This is a genomic window from Pseudomonas putida S13.1.2 (assembly GCF_000498395.2).
In the GTDB taxonomy this organism is placed as follows: domain Bacteria; phylum Pseudomonadota; class Gammaproteobacteria; order Pseudomonadales; family Pseudomonadaceae; genus Aquipseudomonas; species Aquipseudomonas putida_Q.
In genome coordinates, this window is the sequence record NZ_CP010979.1 from 6,281,091 (window position 1) to 6,297,184 (window position 16,094).

The 16,094-nt window shown below is 64.1% G+C and carries 12 protein-coding genes; 2 read left to right on the forward strand and 10 right to left on the reverse strand.

Going from position 1 to position 16,094, the window contains the following annotated elements; translation table 11 throughout:
- Positions 1 to 73 precede the first annotated feature (73 nt).
- The gene (locus N805_RS27775) at positions 74 to 1,693 is read right to left on the reverse strand and encodes an FMN-binding glutamate synthase family protein (protein WP_019471232.1); all 1,620 of its coding nucleotides are present in this window, start codon (positions 1,691 to 1,693) and stop codon (positions 74 to 76) included.
- A gap of 123 nt (positions 1,694 to 1,816) precedes the next feature.
- Positions 1,817 to 6,097 carry a DEAD/DEAH box helicase gene (locus N805_RS27780; RefSeq protein WP_019471231.1) on the reverse strand — a complete coding sequence of 1,427 codons (4,281 nt, stop codon included), beginning with the start codon at positions 6,095 to 6,097 and terminating at the stop codon, positions 1,817 to 1,819.
- 208 nt (positions 6,098 to 6,305) lie between these two features.
- On the opposite strand from N805_RS27780, the gene N805_RS27785 reads away from it, so the two are divergent.
- Positions 6,306 to 6,719, forward strand: coding sequence for an NUDIX hydrolase (locus N805_RS27785; RefSeq protein ID WP_019471230.1), 414 nt, complete (start codon positions 6,306 to 6,308; stop codon positions 6,717 to 6,719).
- On the opposite strand, the gene metR is transcribed toward N805_RS27785, so the two are convergent.
- Positions 6,703 to 7,620 (reverse strand): transcriptional regulator MetR, encoded by a 918-nt coding sequence (gene metR / locus N805_RS27790; protein ID WP_019471229.1) that lies wholly within the window; start codon positions 7,618 to 7,620, stop codon positions 6,703 to 6,705. The two genes, N805_RS27785 and metR, sit on opposite strands and share 17 nt — an antisense overlap.
- A gap of 196 nt (positions 7,621 to 7,816) precedes the next feature.
- On the opposite strand from metR, the gene N805_RS27795 reads away from it, so the two are divergent.
- Complete coding sequence (locus N805_RS27795) at positions 7,817 to 8,812, forward strand: alpha/beta fold hydrolase (protein WP_019471228.1); 996 nt, start codon at positions 7,817 to 7,819, stop codon at positions 8,810 to 8,812.
- A gap of 117 nt (positions 8,813 to 8,929) precedes the next feature.
- Here N805_RS27795 and N805_RS27800 read toward each other — a convergent pair whose 3' ends face one another.
- The 7 genes from N805_RS27800 to N805_RS27830 form a co-directional block, all read right to left on the reverse strand.
- Positions 8,930 to 9,265 (reverse strand): GlpM family protein, encoded by a 336-nt coding sequence (locus tag N805_RS27800; protein ID WP_016498198.1) that lies wholly within the window; start codon positions 9,263 to 9,265, stop codon positions 8,930 to 8,932.
- Positions 9,266 to 9,290: 25 nt separating this feature from the next.
- Positions 9,291 to 10,568 carry a sigma-54-dependent transcriptional regulator gene (locus N805_RS27805; protein WP_230685744.1) on the reverse strand — a complete coding sequence of 426 codons (1,278 nt, stop codon included), beginning with the start codon at positions 10,566 to 10,568 and terminating at the stop codon, positions 9,291 to 9,293.
- 47 nt (positions 10,569 to 10,615) lie between these two features.
- Entirely contained in the window at positions 10,616 to 12,520 is a 1,905-nt protein-coding gene (locus N805_RS27810; RefSeq protein WP_019472051.1) for a sensor histidine kinase, read from the reverse strand.
- A 69-nt stretch (positions 12,521 to 12,589) separates the two neighbouring features.
- Positions 12,590 to 13,324, reverse strand: a complete 735-nt coding sequence (locus N805_RS27815; protein ID WP_019472052.1) for an amino acid ABC transporter ATP-binding protein — start codon at positions 13,322 to 13,324, stop codon at positions 12,590 to 12,592.
- The gene (locus tag N805_RS27820) at positions 13,321 to 13,992 is read right to left on the reverse strand and encodes an amino acid ABC transporter permease (protein ID WP_016488795.1); all 672 of its coding nucleotides are present in this window, start codon (positions 13,990 to 13,992) and stop codon (positions 13,321 to 13,323) included. The genes N805_RS27815 and N805_RS27820 overlap by 4 nt, the downstream gene beginning before the upstream one ends.
- A complete protein-coding gene (locus N805_RS27825) occupies positions 13,993 to 14,739 on the reverse strand; it encodes an amino acid ABC transporter permease (protein ID WP_016488794.1) in 747 nt (248 codons plus the stop codon).
- Between the two features lie 142 nt (positions 14,740 to 14,881).
- Positions 14,882 to 15,799 (reverse strand): glutamate/aspartate ABC transporter substrate-binding protein, encoded by a 918-nt coding sequence (locus tag N805_RS27830; protein WP_019472053.1) that lies wholly within the window; start codon positions 15,797 to 15,799, stop codon positions 14,882 to 14,884.
- Positions 15,800 to 16,094: the final 295 nt, after the last annotated feature.

Consider the following 16,094-nt stretch of genomic DNA (forward strand, 5'->3'; position numbering starts at 1 on the left):
TACAGGAGATCGCGTATCTCTGTAGGCGCGGCCTTGTGTCGCGATCGGGCTGCGCAGCAGCCCCAGGGGTCTATCAGGCCGCGACTTCGCTGTGCGGTTCAAAGCTGTCGGCCCGGGCCAGTTGCCACATCCGCGAATAGAACTGCCCATTCACCTCGCCGGTCAGCAACTCACCCGGCTTCAGAAACACATGCATCTGCGAGAACAGCTTGATCTCGGTGGCCGAGACGCGCCGCACCAGATGCTTGGCTTCCAGTTGTGCCGGGTGCTCCAGGCCCGCCGCCGCGAGCATTTCGGCCAGGGCACGCAAGGTGTTGTGGTGGAAGTTCAGCACCCGTTGGGCCTTGTCCGGCACTACCAGGGCGCGTTGGCGTAGCGGGTCTTGCGTGGCCACGCCGGTCGGGCACTTGTTGGTGTGGCAGCTCTGCGACTGAATGCAGCCAATGGCGAACATGAAGCCGCGCGCCGAGTTGGCCCAGTCGGCACCAATGGCCAGCACGCTGGCAATGTCGAAGGCGCTGACGATCTTGCCGCTGGCCCCTAGCTTGATCTTGTCCCGCAGGTTCAGGCCCACCAGCGTGTTGTGCACGAACAGCAGGCCTTCGCGCAGGGGGACACCGATATGGTCGGTGAACTCCACCGGTGCCGCGCCGGTACCGCCTTCCTTGCCATCGACGACGATGAAGTCGGGCAGGATGCCGGTTTCCAGCATGGCCTTGGCGATGCCCATGAACTCCCACGGGTGGCCCAGGCAGAATTTGAAACCGACCGGTTTGCCGCCGGACAGCTCACGCAGCTGGGCGATGAACTGCATCATCTCGATCGGCGTGGAGAAAGCGCTGTGGCGTGACGGCGAAATGCAGTCTTCGCCCATCAGTACGCCGCGGGTCTCGGCGATTTCCTGGGTGACCTTGTGTTTGGGCAGGATGCCGCCGTGGCCGGGCTTGGCGCCTTGGCTCATCTTGATTTCGATCATGCGCACCTGCGGGCTTCGCGCCTGGGCGGCGAAGCGTTCGGGGTCGAAGCGCCCGTCCGGTGTGCGGCAACCGAAGTAGCCGCTGCCCAGTTCCCAGACCAGGTCGCCACCATGCTCGCGGTGATAGGGGCTGATACTGCCTTCGCCGGTGTCATGGTGGAAGTTGCCCAGCTTGGCGCCCTGGTTGAGGGCGCGGATGGCATTGGCGCTGAGCGAGCCGAAGCTCATGGCCGAAATGTTGAAGATCGATGCCGAGTACGGCTGGCTGCACTGCGGCCCGCCGACGATGACGCGGAAGCTGTTCGGGTCGGCCAGCGGCGCCGGGCGCATGGAGTGGCCAATGAACTCGAAGCCGGACTCGTAAACGTCGATCAGCGTGCCGAACGGTTTGTCCGAGGCTTCGTTCTTGGCCCGCGCATACACCAGTGAGCGCTGGGCGCGGGAAAACGGCAGGGCGTCGCTGTCGGATTCCAGCAGGTACTGGCGAATCTCGGGGCGGATGGCCTCGACCAGATAGCGGATGTTGCCCAGGATCGGGTAGTTGCGGCGTACGGCGTGGCGCTGCTGCAGCAGGTCGAACAGGCCGAGCAGGCTGAGGATGCCAGTGGTCAGGGTGAACGGCCACAACCATTCGTGGTGGGTGAAGGGCAGGCTCGCCAGGGTGAACAGTACACAGGCGGCGAAGAAGGCGTAGCGACTGAGAAGTGACAGGCTCATACAGGGTCCTTGCGATGGCGCGGTCAGGCTCAGGGCCTGGAGGGCAAACCCCGACCATAGCCAAGTTGGCGGACGCTGCAAATTAAAATCGGGGTAGCGAAAATCATTCTCGCCCAGTAACGCTCAGTACTTGTCACGCAGCAGTTTCTGCCGCCAGCTTTCCTGCTCTTGTGCGCAGGCCTCGACCAGGTACGAGTACCGCCCGGCCACCCGTACCGCCACCGGCACCCCATCGCGATACAACAGGCGGTTACCACTCACCGCTGGCACTTTCGCCCCGGGCAGCAACGAGCCGATCAGGTTCAGCGGGTCACTGGCACTTACTACCAGTAACGCTCCATCCGGCTCGCGACGGCGCACTTGGCGCAGCAATCCCACCGCCTCAGGCAAGGCGAACTGTTCGCCCGCCAGCCCGGCAATGAAGCGCCCGCCACGGATCTCACCGCGCGCCTCCAGCCGGTGATAGCAGCGAAGCAGCTCACGCCAGGGCGGCAGCACATCGCTCTCGCGCTCCAGCATGCGCCAGCAGATAACGCCATAGCGGCGCAGCAGGGTACGGGCGATGTGCTCCAGGCGCTGGTCTTGGTCCGGTGGCGTATCGCTGCGGCGCAGCAGTGCCCAGCGCCCGGCATGCGCCATGCTGCTGGAAAGCGGCGGGTGGCCACGACGGCTGTTGCGCGAGCTGCGTTTGGCTGCAGGTGTGATCAGGCTGCGCAAGCCGGTGAAACTGTCCGCGCCCACCAGGCCCGAGCCCACCAGCTCCTGCAGCGCAGTTTCCAGTTCGCTGGGCAGCAGATGTGCCTCATGCGCCAGTTCATCGAAGAACAGCGCCCCCTGGGTTTTCAGCGCTTCGTGCACACGTTGCGCACGCAGGCCAAGGGCATCCACCGTTGGGGCGGGCGCCAGGCTACGCCATGTGTTCAGTTGGTCGCGCGGTAGCAGCACCAGTGGAGTACTCGATAGGGTACTGCTCGCCACCGTTGCCGCCAGCCGGCTCCAGGCAAACTGCCCGCTGCGGCAGGCATCGTCCAGCCAGTGCGGGCTGTAGTCCTGGATGCGCGAAGGCAGCAGCTCCGCCTCCCAAGCCCCGGCGGCGCCGGGGAACCCCTGCAACTGGCCCAGCACTTCGGCCACCGCCTGCGGGCCACGCAGGCGCTCGTCAGGTGCCAGGCGCTGCCAGTCGAACAGAAAGCGCATGAAGTCCTGCAGGCTGACCGGTTCGATCTCGCGGCGCAGGCGTTTGACCGTGTAGCGGTGAATGCGCGCCAGCAAATGGCGTTCGCACCATTGCAGGTCGGTTGCACCTGGGCTGAAGTGCCCGCGCAGCACATAGCCTTCGGCTTCCAGGCGGGCCAGCGCCTGCTCGATGGCCGGCAACGGCTTGCCCAGCGGTGCCGCTATCTGTGCCGCGGTCTTGGGGCCATGGCCACTCAGGCGGGCACGTAACAGTTCACTCAGGGCAAGGTCCGGGTCGATGGCCTGATCAAAGCCTGGCAGTACCTGCAAGGCAGGCTCCAGCACAGCCTCCGGATACAGCCTCTGCAACAGGCCCAACCGCTCACGCGCCAACCACAGCTTTTCGCCCGCCAGGCGCAAGGCCCGACCGTTTTTGGCCAGTTGCCTGAGCAACAGGTCCCAGCTGGCATTGCCTTGCACTTCCGCTTGGCTGATGGCGCCCAGGCCCATCAGCGCTTCGTGCATTTCGTCGGCATTGCCCGGCTGCGGCCAGGCTTCGGCCGCGACGGCGGCGATGGCATCAGCGTCCAGCGCGCCCAGGTCGTCGCCACTGTGCACTTCGCTCCAGCGTCGGTTGAGTACTGCCTGGGTGCGCCGTTCTTCCAGCGGGGCATCGTCCAGAAAAGCGTACGGCCGGGCATTGAGAATGGCCGAGGCCAGTGGCGAAGGGGCGGGCAGGTCGCGGCTCAGCAAGCGTACCGCCCCGCTTTCCATGCGTCGCAACAGGGCCAGCCAACCTTCGCTGTCCATCGCCTCGTGCAGGCAGTCGTCGAGGGTTTGTTCGACCAGCGGGTGATCGGGTACCTGCCGCTCGCCGGCGATGTTCTCCAGGCAGGCGATCTGGTCTGGGAACACGGCGGCCACCAGGTCCTCGCTTTTCATGCGCTGGATCTGTGGCGCTACCTTGCGTCCGCCCACGAAGCGCGGCAGGGCCATTGCAACGCCGGCGTTCCAACGCCAGCGTACGCCAAACAGCGGCGCATCCAGCAGTGCCTGCACAAGGACCGCCTCGGCGTTGCGGCTATTCAGGTAATGCCATACCTCGTCCAGGGCGAAACTGTGGCTGGTCGACAGCGACAGCACGATGGCATCCTCGCTGGCGGCGGCCTGCAGCTCGAAATTGAAGGTGCGGCAGAAGCGTTTGCGCAGGGCCAGGCCCCACGCGCGGTTGATGCGGCTGCCGTAGGGCGAATGGATGATCAGTTGGGTCCCGCCGGACTCATCGAAAAAGCGCTCCATCACCAGCGTTTCCTGCGAGGGCAGGGCGCCAAGCACCTCGCGGGTGCGGGCCAGGTAGTCGAGCAACTGGCTGGCGCTGTCTTCGCCCAGTTCGAAGGTAGCCTGCAACCATGCCAGTACCTCGACCCTGTCGCCGTCAGCCTGGGCCAGTTGCTGGTCGATTCGCGCTTGCAGCCGGGCCACGGCGGCAGACAGCTCATCACTGCGCCCCGGCGCTTCACCCAGCCAGAACGGAATGGTCGGCGGCAGGCCATGGGCATCTTCCACCCGTACGCGGCCTGGCTCGACGCGCAGGATGCGATAAGAGGCGTTGCCCAGCTGGAAGATATCGCCGGCAATGCTCTCCACGGCAAAGTCTTCATTGACGCTGCCGATGTTCAGCGCCTGCGGTTCCAGCAGCACGGTGTAGTCGGCGTTGTCAGGGATGGTGCCGCCGCTGGTCAGCGCCGTCAGTTGGCTGCCCCGACGGCCGCGCAGCGTGCCGCTGACCGCATCGCGGTGCAAATAGGCGCTGCGGATACCTTGGCGGCCGTTATAGCCCTCGGCGAGCATGGTGAGCAGCGCCTGGTAGTGGCGCTGGTCGAGTTCGGCGTAGGGCGTGGCCTGGCGCAGGCAGTCGAACAGGGCTTGTTCGTGCCAGTCCTGGTTGCTGGCTTCGGCCACGATCTGCTGGGCCAGCACGTCCAGCGGTGCCCGGGGTATGTGCAGCTCGTCCAGTTCGCCTTGGCGCACGCAGTCCAGCAGGGCCACGCATTCGATCAGGTCATCGCGTGAGGTGGGGAACAGGCGCCCCTTGGGCACGCCGTCAACCTGGTGGCCGGCGCGGCCAACCCGTTGCAGGAAGGCGGCAATCGAACCCGGCGAGGCGATCTGGCACACCAGGTCGATATCGCCGATATCAATGCCCAGCTCCAGCGAAGCGGTGGCTACCAGCACCTGCAAATGGCCGCTCTTGAGCCGCTGTTCTGCATCCAGGCGCAACTCCTTGGACAGGCTGCCATGGTGCGCGGCTACCGCCTCCTTGCCCAGTCGGTCGCTGAGGTGACGGGTGATGCGCTCGGCAAGACGCCGGGTGTTGACGAATACCAGCGTGGTGCGGTGTTCGCGGGCCAGGGTGGCCAAGCGGTCGTAGACCAGGCCCCAGACATCGTTGGCCATCACCGCGCCCAGTGGCACTGGCGGCACTTCGATGGCCAGATCGCGTTGGCGCGCATGGCCTACATCGACGATGGCGCAGGGGCGCCCGTTACCGGCCAGAAACTGTGCAACCCGCTCGACCGGGCGTTGTGTGGCGGACAGGCCGATACGCCGCAGTGGCCGTTTGCTCAAGGCTTGCAGGCGTTCCAGGGTCAGTGCCAGGTGCGCGCCACGCTTGTTGCCGGCCAGTGCGTGGATTTCGTCGACGATTACCGTGTGCACGTTACCCAGGCCTTCACGGCCTGAAGCAGAGCCCATCAACACGTACAGCGATTCGGGGGTTGTCACCAGAATGTGCGGGGCCAGCTTGCGCATGGCGGCACGTTCCTTTTGCGGCGTGTCGCCCGTGCGCACGGCCGTGGTGATGCGTGGGGCTTTCAGGCCTTGATCTGCGAGGGCCTGGCTGATGCCTTCGAGCGGGGCTTGCAGGTTGAGGCGGATGTCGTTGGACAAGGCCTTCAGCGGCGAAACGTAGATCACCTGGGTTTGCGCGGGCAGTTCGCCTTGGTGCTCCAGGCCTTCACGGAACAGTTCGTCGAGCACCGCCAGGAAAGCACTGAGGGTTTTGCCCGAGCCAGTCGGCGCGGCGAGCAGCATCGACTGGCCGGCATGGATCAGCGGCCAGGCTTGTGCCTGGGCTTCAGTGACCGTAGCAAAATGGCGACGGAACCAGGTGCGCACGGCAGGGTGGAACAGCTCGAGCACCGGGTGGTGTTTGGCGGGCAGGTTCATGTGTTGGTTATGGAGGGTGTGGGGCGGGTTGGCAAGGGGCCGTTCGTCGCGGATGCTATGTTGCCTGCGCCGGCCCTATCGCCGGCAAGCCAGCTCCCACAGGTATCGCGCCAGCTTGAGACATGTACGGTAACTGTGGGAGCTGGCTTGCCGGCGATAGGGCCGGCGCAGGCGATATCTTTTTTGATTTCTTCAAGTGAGCTGATCCATGCCGAACATAATCCGCATCGCCGCCGCCCTGCTGATCGACCCCCAGGGCCGCACCCTGCTGGTGCGCAAGCGCGGCACCGGGGCTTTCATGCAGCCAGGCGGCAAGATCGATGCCGGTGAAACGCCGGTGCAGGCACTGGTGCGTGAGTTGCACGAGGAACTGGGCCTGCACATCGACCCGGCCCAGGCCGTGCACCTGGGCAAGTTCAGTGCCCCAGCCGCCAACGAGCCAGGCTTCGAGGTGCAAGCGGAACTGTTCCGTGTCGACAGCGCCGCAGCCGTGGTGCCGGCGGCTGAAATCGAAGAGGTGGTCTGGCTGGCCGCAGATCAGGCGCCCGTCATGCAACTGGCACCCCTGACCCACGACCTGATCCTGCCGCTGTACCGCCAGTTGCTCAACGCACCGCGCTGACACCATCGAGGGTGGCGAAGGAGGTGTCTTTGGCCGTGAGCAAAAAATCGCGCATGTAGGGTGCATCGAGCATGTCGGTGCGCACGGCGGCATACAGGGTGGCGAACAGGCCTTTCTCGCCCAGGCGCTTGCCCTTCACGTAGCCCCGCGAGCTGTACTCGTGCAGCGCCCAGTGCGGCATGCCGCACACCCCACGGCCGCTGGCCACCAACTGCATCATCATCACCGTCAGCTCCGAGGTGCGCACGGCGGCCGGTTCGATGTCGGCCGGCTCCAGAAAGCGGGTGAAGATGTCCAGGCGGTCGCGCTCCACCGGGTAGGTGATCAGCGTCTGGTCAAGCAGGTCTTGGGGCACGATGTAGGGCTTGCTGGCCAGCGCATGCTGGTTGGCCACTGCCAGCATTGCCTCGTAGGTGAACAGCGGCACGTACGTGATGCCCGACAGGTCCACCGGGTCGGAGGTCACCACCAGGTCCAGGTCGCCGCGGGCCAAGGCCGGCAACGGGGCGAAGGCAAAGCCGGAGGCCAGGTCCAGCTCCACTTCCGGCCAGGCGTCGCGGAACTGGTCGATGGTTGGCATCAGCCACTGGAAGCAGCTGTGGCATTCGATGGCCATGTGCAGGCGCCCGGCTGTACCGCCGGCCAGGCGCGCGATGTCGCGCTCGGCGCCGCGCAGCAGGGGCAAGGTGGCATCGGCGAGTTGCAACAGGCGTAGCCCGGCACTGGTGAAACGGATCGGCTTGGTCTTGCGCACGAACAGCGGCAGGCCCAGGCGTTCTTCCAGTTCCTTGAACTGGTGCGAAAGCGCCGACTGGGTCAGGTGCAGGCGTTCGGCGGCCTCCACCAGGCTGTCGGCTTCGCGCAGGGCATGAAGGGTTTTCAGGTGACGGATCTCCAGCACTGCTGACTCCGGGGTGTAGGTTTGAAGAAACAGGGAATGAGTTGAGTTTCTCTCATGTTGCTGCGGCTGTCGACTGGGCGTTCGGCCGCACCGCCTGGCGGGAGTCATGAAACTGTCACCGAACTGTGGCAGCGCGCTCGCACAGAATTCATCAGACTCGCGCTCTACTGGGGATCTGCATTCTGGTGTTTCTCTCATGCGGGCTTTTTGGCTTTTTGTTTTTTTCCTATTCAGCGTACCTGCGAGTTTCGCCGAACAGCGTTGTGACCCCCATGTGCCGGTGCAGCGTGCCGAGCTGGGCGCGGTCAGCGTGGTGTACCAGAGCGTCGGGGCGCAGCGGGACCCGGCCTTGTTGCTGGTGATGGGCTTGGGCGGGCAACTGATCCATTGGCCGGACGATGTGGTCGAGGCCTTGTGCCGCCAGGGCTTTCGGGTGATCCGTTATGACAACCGCGATGTTGGCCTGTCGCGCTGGAACCAGATGCCTCCGTCGGCCAACCTGACGGTCGAGCTGTTGCGCTACAAGCTGGGCCTGCCGGTGGCAGCGCCCTACACGCTGACGGATATGGCCGATGATGGCTTGCGCCTGATGGACGCGCTGGGTGTGCGCCAGTTTCATGTACTGGGCGTGAGCATGGGCGGCATGATCGCCCAGCACCTGGCGGCCATGGCACCCGAGCGCGTGCGCAGCCTGACCTTGGTCATGTCCAGTTCAGGGGCGGCTGGGCTGCCGGCGCCGGATCCGGCATTGGTGCAGTTGCTGGCCCGGCGCAGCGCGCCAAACCGCGAAGTGGCCATCGAGCAGCAGGCCGACCTGCTGGCGGCACTGGGCAGCCCCGAGGTGCGGGACGACCGGGCTGTGTTGCTGCACCAGGCGGCAGTCGCCTACGACCGGGCGTTCAACCCCGACGGGGCCAAGCGTCAGATCATGGCAATACTGGCGGAGCCAAGCCGGGTCGAGCTTTTGAACCAGCTTCGTGTGCCGACCCTGGTGGTGCATGGCACGGCCGACCCGTTGTTGCCGGTGATGCACGGCGTGCACCTGGCGGCGCACATTCAAGGCAGCCAGCTGCGGCTGATACCGGGGCTGGCGCACCGCTTCCAGGAGCCGTTCAAGGCGCCGCTGCTGGGGGCCGTGTTGCCTTATTTGCAGGCGCACAGGCAAGGGGTCACGCACATCGCAGGGCTCTGACTCCGCGCTGGCTTCTTCGCGGGCTTGCCCGCTCCCACAGGTCCCGCACCAATCTCAGGCATTGTGGAGAACCTGTGGGAGCGGGCAAGCCCGCGAAGAAGCCAGCGCGGACTTTGATCAGTGCATCCGCACCCACAAGGTCACCAGCACGGTCGCGGCTATCAGCCACGCTACCGTGGCCAGCGCCATCGACGCCTCCAGGCGCAGGCGGTCGACCAGCACATACAGGGTTGCCAGATACACGAAGTACGGAATGATCGACCACATGCCGAACAGGATGGTGGTCTTCAAGTCGGCAATGCTGCGCCCCTTGCCAACGATATAGTGCGCAATCAGGGCAAAGGTGGGAAACAGTGGCACCAGCCCGGCGATGTAGTAATTGCGCGTCTTCGACAGCACCGCCAGCAGCAGCACCACGCCAGCGCCCAAGGCAGCTTTGAATACCAGATCCACGTTGTCTTTCCAGTTTGGGTTGAGGTCAGCCGAGGCCGTACTTTTTCACTTTGTCGAACAGCGTGGTCTTGGCCATGCCCAGCTCCTGGCTGGCCTGACTCAGGTTGCCGCCCGTGCGCTGCAGGGCATCGCTGAGCAGGTTGCGCTCGAACGCCTCCACCGCTTCGGCAAAGCCCAGGCCCTGGCTGGCGCCGCCGCTGGGGCCTTTCTTGAACGCTGGCAGGCCAAGGGCATAGCGTTCAGCCACGTTGCGCAACTCGCGCACATTGCCCGGCCAGTCGTGGGCCATCAGGCGTGACAGGATCTGGCTGTCCAGCGCCGGTGCTTCACGGTCGAAGCGCAGTGCGGACTGCTGGAGGAAGTGCTCGAACAACTGCGTGATGTCTTCACGGCGCTCGCGCAGGGGGGGCAGCTCCAGGGTTACCACGTTCAGCCGGTAGTACAGGTCGCTGCGGAACTGGCCGCTCTGGCCCATGCTGTCGAGGTCGGCCTTGGTTGCGGCGATCACCCGGCAGTCCACCGGGATGCTCTGGTTCGAACCTAGCCGCTCAAGGGTGCGTTCCTGCAGTACGCGCAGCAGCTTGATCTGCAGGTTGATCGGCATGCTCTCCACTTCATCGAGGAACAGCGTGCCCCCGTTGGCGTGTTCGATCTTGCCGATACGGCGTTTGCCAGCGCCAGTGAAGGCGTTGGCCTCGTGGCCGAAAATTTCGCTTTCGAAGAGGTTTTCTGGCAGGCCGCCACAGTTCAGCGCCACAAAGGGCTGGCCCTGGCGCCGGCTGAAATCGTGCAGGCAGCGGGCGACCAGTTCCTTGCCGGTGCCGGTCTCGCCTTCGATCAGCACGTTGGCCGAGGTATCGGCGACGTTGGCAATCAGTTCGCGCAAGTGTTCCATGGCTGGCGAACGACCGATGATGCGCCCCTCCAGGCTGCTCTGCTCGGCCAGTTGGCGGCGCAGGGCCACCACCTCGCGTGACAGCCCGCGATGTTCGAGGGCGCGGCGCACCACGTCGACCAGGCGTTCTGGGGAGAACGGTTTTTCCATGAAGTCGTAGGCGCCATTGCGCATGGCGCCGACCGCCATGTCGATATCACCGTGACCGGTAATCAATACCACCGGCAGGCTGCGGTCACGGGCCTTGAGGCGGTTGAGCAGCTCCAGGCCATCGATGCCCGGCAGGCGGATATCGCTGACGACGATGCCGGCGAAATCGTCGCCGATGCGTTCCAGCGCTTGTTCGGCGCTGCCCACACCCTCGCAGGCGATGTCCTCCAGGGCCAGTGCCTGCTGGCAGCCGAGCAGCACATGCGGGTCGTCTTCGACAATCAGGACGGTAAGAGGCGCTTGGTTCATGGGTGCTCTGCCGATTCGCTAGGGGGTGAGACCAGGGGCAGGGCCAGGACGAAGGCCGTGCCGCCGGTGGCGGGGTGCTCGACGTTGAGGCTGCCCTTGGCGGCGGCGGCAAGGCTTGCCGACAGGGTCAGGCCCAGGCCCAGGCCATGTTCGCCCGGTTTGGTGGTGAAGAAGGGTTCGAACAGGTGCTTGCGCGCCTCGGCGTCGATGCCGTGGCCGTTGTCGCGCACCTGCAAGCGGTACTTCTCGCCCTGCAGCTCGCCTTCCAGCCACAGCTGGGGCAACGGTTGCGCTGCCATGGCATCGAGGGCGTTGCCGATCAGGTTGACCAGAATCTGCTCCAGGCGGGTCTGGTCGATGGCCAGTTGCTGGTCTTCGAACTGGTGGTGCAACTGCAAATGACAGGCGCTGATACGGTTGGCCAGCACCTGCAAGGTGGCCTCCACCGCCTTGGCCAGCGAGGCCTGGCCGCTGTCGTCACCCCGTCGGGCGAACGAGCGCAGGCTGGCGGTGATGCGCCCCATGCGATCGATCAGGTCGTTCATGGTGCGCAGGTTGGTGCTGGCGGTTTCCAGTGCCCCGCGTTCGAGGAAGCGCACGGTGTTGCCAGACAACGTGCGCAGCGCGGCCAGAGGCTGGTTCAGCTCATGGGCAATGCTGGTGGACATTTGCCCGATGGCGGCCAGCTTGCCGGCCTGCACCAGCTCATCCTGGGCGTGGCGCAGGGTCTGCTCGGCATGCCGGCGCTCGCGAATCTGGCCTTTCAGGCGTTCGTTGCTGGCGCGCAGGTCTGCCGTGCGTTCGGCAATGCGCCGTTCCAGCTGGCTGTTGGCTTCCTCAAGGGCCTCGCGGGCCGCCAAGCGGGTGGCGATGACCTTGCGTCGCTCGTTCCAGGCAATGCCGAGGATTGCCAGCAAGGCAAAGGCCACGCCCACCAGGATGCCCTGCACCATGGACTCGCGGCGCAGGTCCTGCAGCGGGGTCAGCAGGGTGAAGTGCCAGGGTGTATCGGCCAGGCGCCGGGTCTGGGCCAGGTAGGCGACTTCGTGCTGCTTGCCCTGGGCAGTTTCGCTGTTGGCCGGGAAGGTCAGTTTTTCCACGCCATCGGCCAGGGTTTCCCGGGCCAGTGGCTGCAGTTCGTTGAGCGGCCACCAGTAGTATTGCAGGCTGCGCGCCAGGCGCTCCTTGATTTGCGGGGTCAGCGGGCGCACCGATTTCAGGCGCCGGGCCGGGTCACTGGAAAGGATGATGATACCGTTTTCGTCGCTGACGAACGCCTCCAGGCGGGCACGCTGCCAGCGCTCCTCCAGCGTGTCCAGGCGCACCTTGATTACTGCCACGCCAATGATCTTGCCGTGCTCTTCAAGCCCATGGGCCAGGTAATAGCCGGCCTCCCCAGTGGTGCTGCCGATGCCGTAGAACCGCCCGGGCTCGCCGCGCACGGCGGTCTGGAAGTAGGCGCGGAACGACAGGTCTTCACCGAGGAACGAGTCGGCGTCGCGCCAGTTGCTGGTGGCCTGTACCCGGCCATTGGTATCGAGGACGAAAATGGCGCGGCTGCGGCTGCGCCTGTTCAGGCCCTCAAGGTATTCGTTGACCGCCTGACGGGAGCCGCCATCCGGGTCGGTGAGCAGGTGCGAGACGCTGTCTTCCAGCTCCAGCAGGCTCGGCAGGTAGGTGTACTTGCTGATTTCGCTTTCGACCGTGCGCGCGTGCAGCTCCAGCTGGCGTTCGCCGTTTTCGCTGAGGGTGCGAATGCCGTTGCTCTCGCTGATCAGGTAGCCAGCCAGCCCTAAGCCGACCATCAGCAGGATGATCAGTGGCGGTAACAGCAGTTGGCGGATCAGACGGGATTTCACGGCAGGCTTGGCAGGGCGAAGTAGCGAGGGGTCGCATTTCATCACAGTGGCCTTGTCACGACCAGCATCCGCTGCCCGGTGGGTCCCGTGGCAGCGGATGCTGTGGCCGGTTTAGTGCTGCAGGATCTTGCTGAGGAAGTGCTGGGTGCGCTGGTCGCGGGCGCTTTGATCGCCGAAGAACTCTTCTTTGGTGCAGTCTTCGATGATGCTGCCCTTGTCCATGAAGATGACCCGGTTGGCAACCTTGCGGGCAAAGCCCATCTCGTGGGTCACGCACATCATGGTCATGCCTTCGTGGGCCAGTTGCACCATCACGTCCAGCACCTCGCTGACCATTTCCGGGTCCAGTGCCGAGGTGGGTTCGTCGAACAGCATGACGATCGGGTCCATTGACAGCGCGCGGGCGATGGCCACTCGCTGCTGCTGGCCGCCGGAAAGCTGGCCAGGGTGCTTGTGCGCATGCGCCGACAAGCCAACCCGCTCAAGCAGGGCGAGGCCCTTCTTGGTGGCTTCTTCCTTGCTCCGGCCCAGTACCTTGATCTGCGCGATGGTCAGGTTCTCGGTGATGGTCAGGTGCGGGAACAGCTCGAAGTGCTGGAACACCATGCCCACCCGCGAACGCAGCTTGGGCAGGTTGGTTTTCGGGTCGGAGATCGACGTGCCGTCGACCACGATGTCGCCCTTCTGGAACGGCTCCAGCGCGTTGACGCATTTGATCAGGGTGGACTTGCCCGAGCCCGACGGGCCGCACACCACCACCACTTCACCTTTCTTGACCTCGGTGCTGCAATCGGTCAGTACCTGGAAGTCGCCGTACCACTTGTTGACGTTCTTGATGGAAATCATACGGTGATCCTTTTTTGCAGGCGCTTGACCAGCCACGAAGCGGAGAAGCTGATGATGAAGTAGACGACGCCGGCGAAGATCAGGAACTCATGGGAGCGCCCGATGATATCGCCGTTGGAACGTGCCGAGTTGAGGAAGTCCACCAGGCCCACGGTGTACACCAGCGAGGTGTCCTGGAACAGGATGATGCTCTGCTGCAGCAGCAGCGGGGTCATCTTGCGGAAGGCCTGGGGCAGGATGATCAGGCGCATGGTTTGCGCGTAGTTCATGCCCAGCGCTTGCGCGGCGCCCATCTGGCCTTTGGAAATCGACTGCACGCCGGCACGCACGATTTCGCAGAAGTACGCGGCCTCGAACATCATGAACGCCACCACGCAAGAGGTGAACGCACCCACTGGCGTGTCTTCGCCGGTAATCCAGCGCAGCACGAACGGCACCGCCAGGTAGAACCAGGTGATCACCAGCAGCAGCGGGATCGAGCGGAAGTAGTTGACGTAGGCACCTGCCACACGTGACAGCAGCTTGCTCGACGACAGGCGCATCAGCGCCAGGATGGTGCCCAGTGCGATACCGCCGACAACGCCCATGACCATCAGCTGCAGGGTCATGACCATGCCTTCCCAAAGGGCAGGCAGGGCCGGGATGATTTCGCTGAAATCCATGTCCATTTACTTGCCCCCCACGGAAATCAGGCCAGGCACGGCGACTTTCTTCTCGACCATGCGCATCAGCAGCATCAGGCCCATGTTCAGGGTGAAGTAGATCAGCGTGGCCAGGGTGAACGCTTCGAACAGGTTGGCGGAGAACTCGGCGGTCTGCTTGGTCTGCGCCAGCAGCTCCATCAGGCCGATCAGCGACGCCACCGAGGAGTTCTTGAAGACGTTGAGGAACTCGGAGGTGAGCGGCGGAATGATGATCCGGTAAGCCTGCGGCAGCAGCACGTTGTTATAGATTTGCGGGAGGCTGAAGCCCATGGCGCGGGCAGCGGCTTCCTGGCCTTTGGGCAGCGCCTGGATACCGGTACGCACCTGTTCGCAGACCCGGGCGGCGGTGAACAGGCCCAGGCAGACGACTACGCTGATCAGCGCCGAGGTGGTCGGGTTGAGGTCCTGCTTGAACCATTCCTGCAAGCCTTCCGGCAGCAGGTCCGGTACCAGGAAGTACCAGATGAACAGCTGCACCAGCAGTGGCACGTTGCGGAACAGTTCTACATAGGCGGTAGCGATGCCCGATACCAGGCGGTTCGGCACGGTACGCATGACACCGAGGAGCGACCCCAGCAGCAGCGCGATGATCCAGGCGGTGATGGCGATGGCGATGGTCCAGCCCAGGCCGGTGATGTACCAGTCCAGATAGGTTTCGCTGCCCACGCCGGTGGACTTGAAGAACACGCCCCAGTCCCAGTTGTAATTCATCGGGATTTCCCCTCAGACGGTTGTTTCACGGGCACCTTCGAGCATCCGGGGGCGCTTGGCGCCCTCGGATGAAAGGTTAGACACTAATGAGTGGCCTGCAGAATTGATTCGTGCTGTTGCGCACCAGGCCACTATCTGAGGATCAGGACTTCTTCTCGTCCGCGGCCTTGTCGGTCGGCTCGGCGATCAGCTTTTTCAGCTCGTCGCTCATCTGGAACTGCAGGTTCAGGCCTTTAGGCGGGATTGGCTGCATGAACCACTTGTCGTAGCTCTTGTTGACTTCGCCCGACTTGAAGTAGCCCACGATGGCGTCGTCGACCGCCTTCTTGAACGCAGCATCTTCCTTGCGCACCATGCAGCCGTAGATTTCGTACGACTGCGGGGTGCCGGTGATGACCCAGTCGGCTGGCTTGCGCGCCTTGGCCATTTCACCGGCCAGCAGCGCGTCGTCCATCATGAAGGCCACGGCGCGGCCGCTTTCGAGCATGTTGAAGGCTTCACCGTGGTCCTTGGCGGAAATCACGTTCATCTTCATCTGCTTGTCGGCGTTCATCGCCTTGAGGATGCGCTCGGAGGTGGTACCGGCGGTGGTCACCACGTTCTTGCCGGCCAGGTCCGGGAAGTCTTTGTATGCAGGCTGACCGTCCTTGACCTTGGTCAACAGGCGGGTGCCGACTTCGAAGATGCCGACCGAGAAGCCGACTTGCTGCTGGCGCTCGACGTTGTTGGTGGTGGAGCCGCATTCAAGGTCTACGGTGCCGTTCTGCACCAGCGGGATGCGGGTCTGGGAGGTGACGAGGTTGTACTTGACCTTGATGTCCGTACCCAGTTGCTTCTTCAGGGCGTCGACGACAGCCAGCTGGATGTCATGCGAGTAGCCCACGGGCTCGGGTTTGCCGGCCAGGTAGGAAAACGGGATGGAGGAGTCGCGGTGGCCCAGGGTGATGGTGCCCGAATCCTTGATCTTCTTCAGGGTGCCAGTCAGTTCTTCGGCCATGGCCGGCGAAGCGATCACAGCGGCCGCGATGGCGGCGCCCAGCAATTGACGAACGATACGCATCAAATTTTCCTCGACGGGTTTGTTTTTTTTATGGAGCCGTTGGCGGACTCTTTCGTTCAACGAATACAGCATGAAGCGATGTGCATTCGGCTTCCAAGTGTAGAGCATGACTCGTGCCAAGCTCTGACAATGATCATAACCCCGCGCAAAGCCTGGGCATGAACCCTGTGTGAAGGTTTTTGAGCATTCTCCTGTTGTCGGATCACCGAACGAGGGGCGGAATTTCGTTCGGCTATCCGAACGAGTGACGGCGCTCTCAACGTGGCGCGCCAGCATTAAGTAACACCCGTCACGG

Excerpts from the sequence above, each read along its gene's own strand:
- N805_RS27810 (WP_019472051.1), bottom strand. The coding sequence starts at position 12,520 with ATGAAATGCGACCCCTCGCTACTTCGCCCTGCCAAGCCTGCCGTGAAA.
- N805_RS27785 (WP_019471230.1), top strand. The coding sequence starts at position 6,306 with ATGCCGAACATAATCCGCATCGCCGCCGCCCTGCTGATCGACCCCCAG.
- N805_RS27830 (WP_019472053.1), bottom strand. The coding sequence starts at position 15,799 with ATGCGTATCGTTCGTCAATTGCTGGGCGCCGCCATCGCGGCCGCTGTG.
- N805_RS27775 (WP_019471232.1), bottom strand. The coding sequence starts at position 1,693 with ATGAGCCTGTCACTTCTCAGTCGCTACGCCTTCTTCGCCGCCTGTGTA.
- N805_RS27780 (WP_019471231.1), bottom strand. The coding sequence starts at position 6,097 with ATGAACCTGCCCGCCAAACACCACCCGGTGCTCGAGCTGTTCCACCCT.
- N805_RS27820 (WP_016488795.1), bottom strand. The coding sequence starts at position 13,992 with ATGGACATGGATTTCAGCGAAATCATCCCGGCCCTGCCTGCCCTTTGG.
- N805_RS27825 (WP_016488794.1), bottom strand. The coding sequence starts at position 14,739 with ATGAATTACAACTGGGACTGGGGCGTGTTCTTCAAGTCCACCGGCGTG.
- N805_RS27795 (WP_019471228.1), top strand. The coding sequence starts at position 7,817 with ATGCGGGCTTTTTGGCTTTTTGTTTTTTTCCTATTCAGCGTACCTGCG.
- N805_RS27815 (WP_019472052.1), bottom strand. The coding sequence starts at position 13,324 with ATGATTTCCATCAAGAACGTCAACAAGTGGTACGGCGACTTCCAGGTA.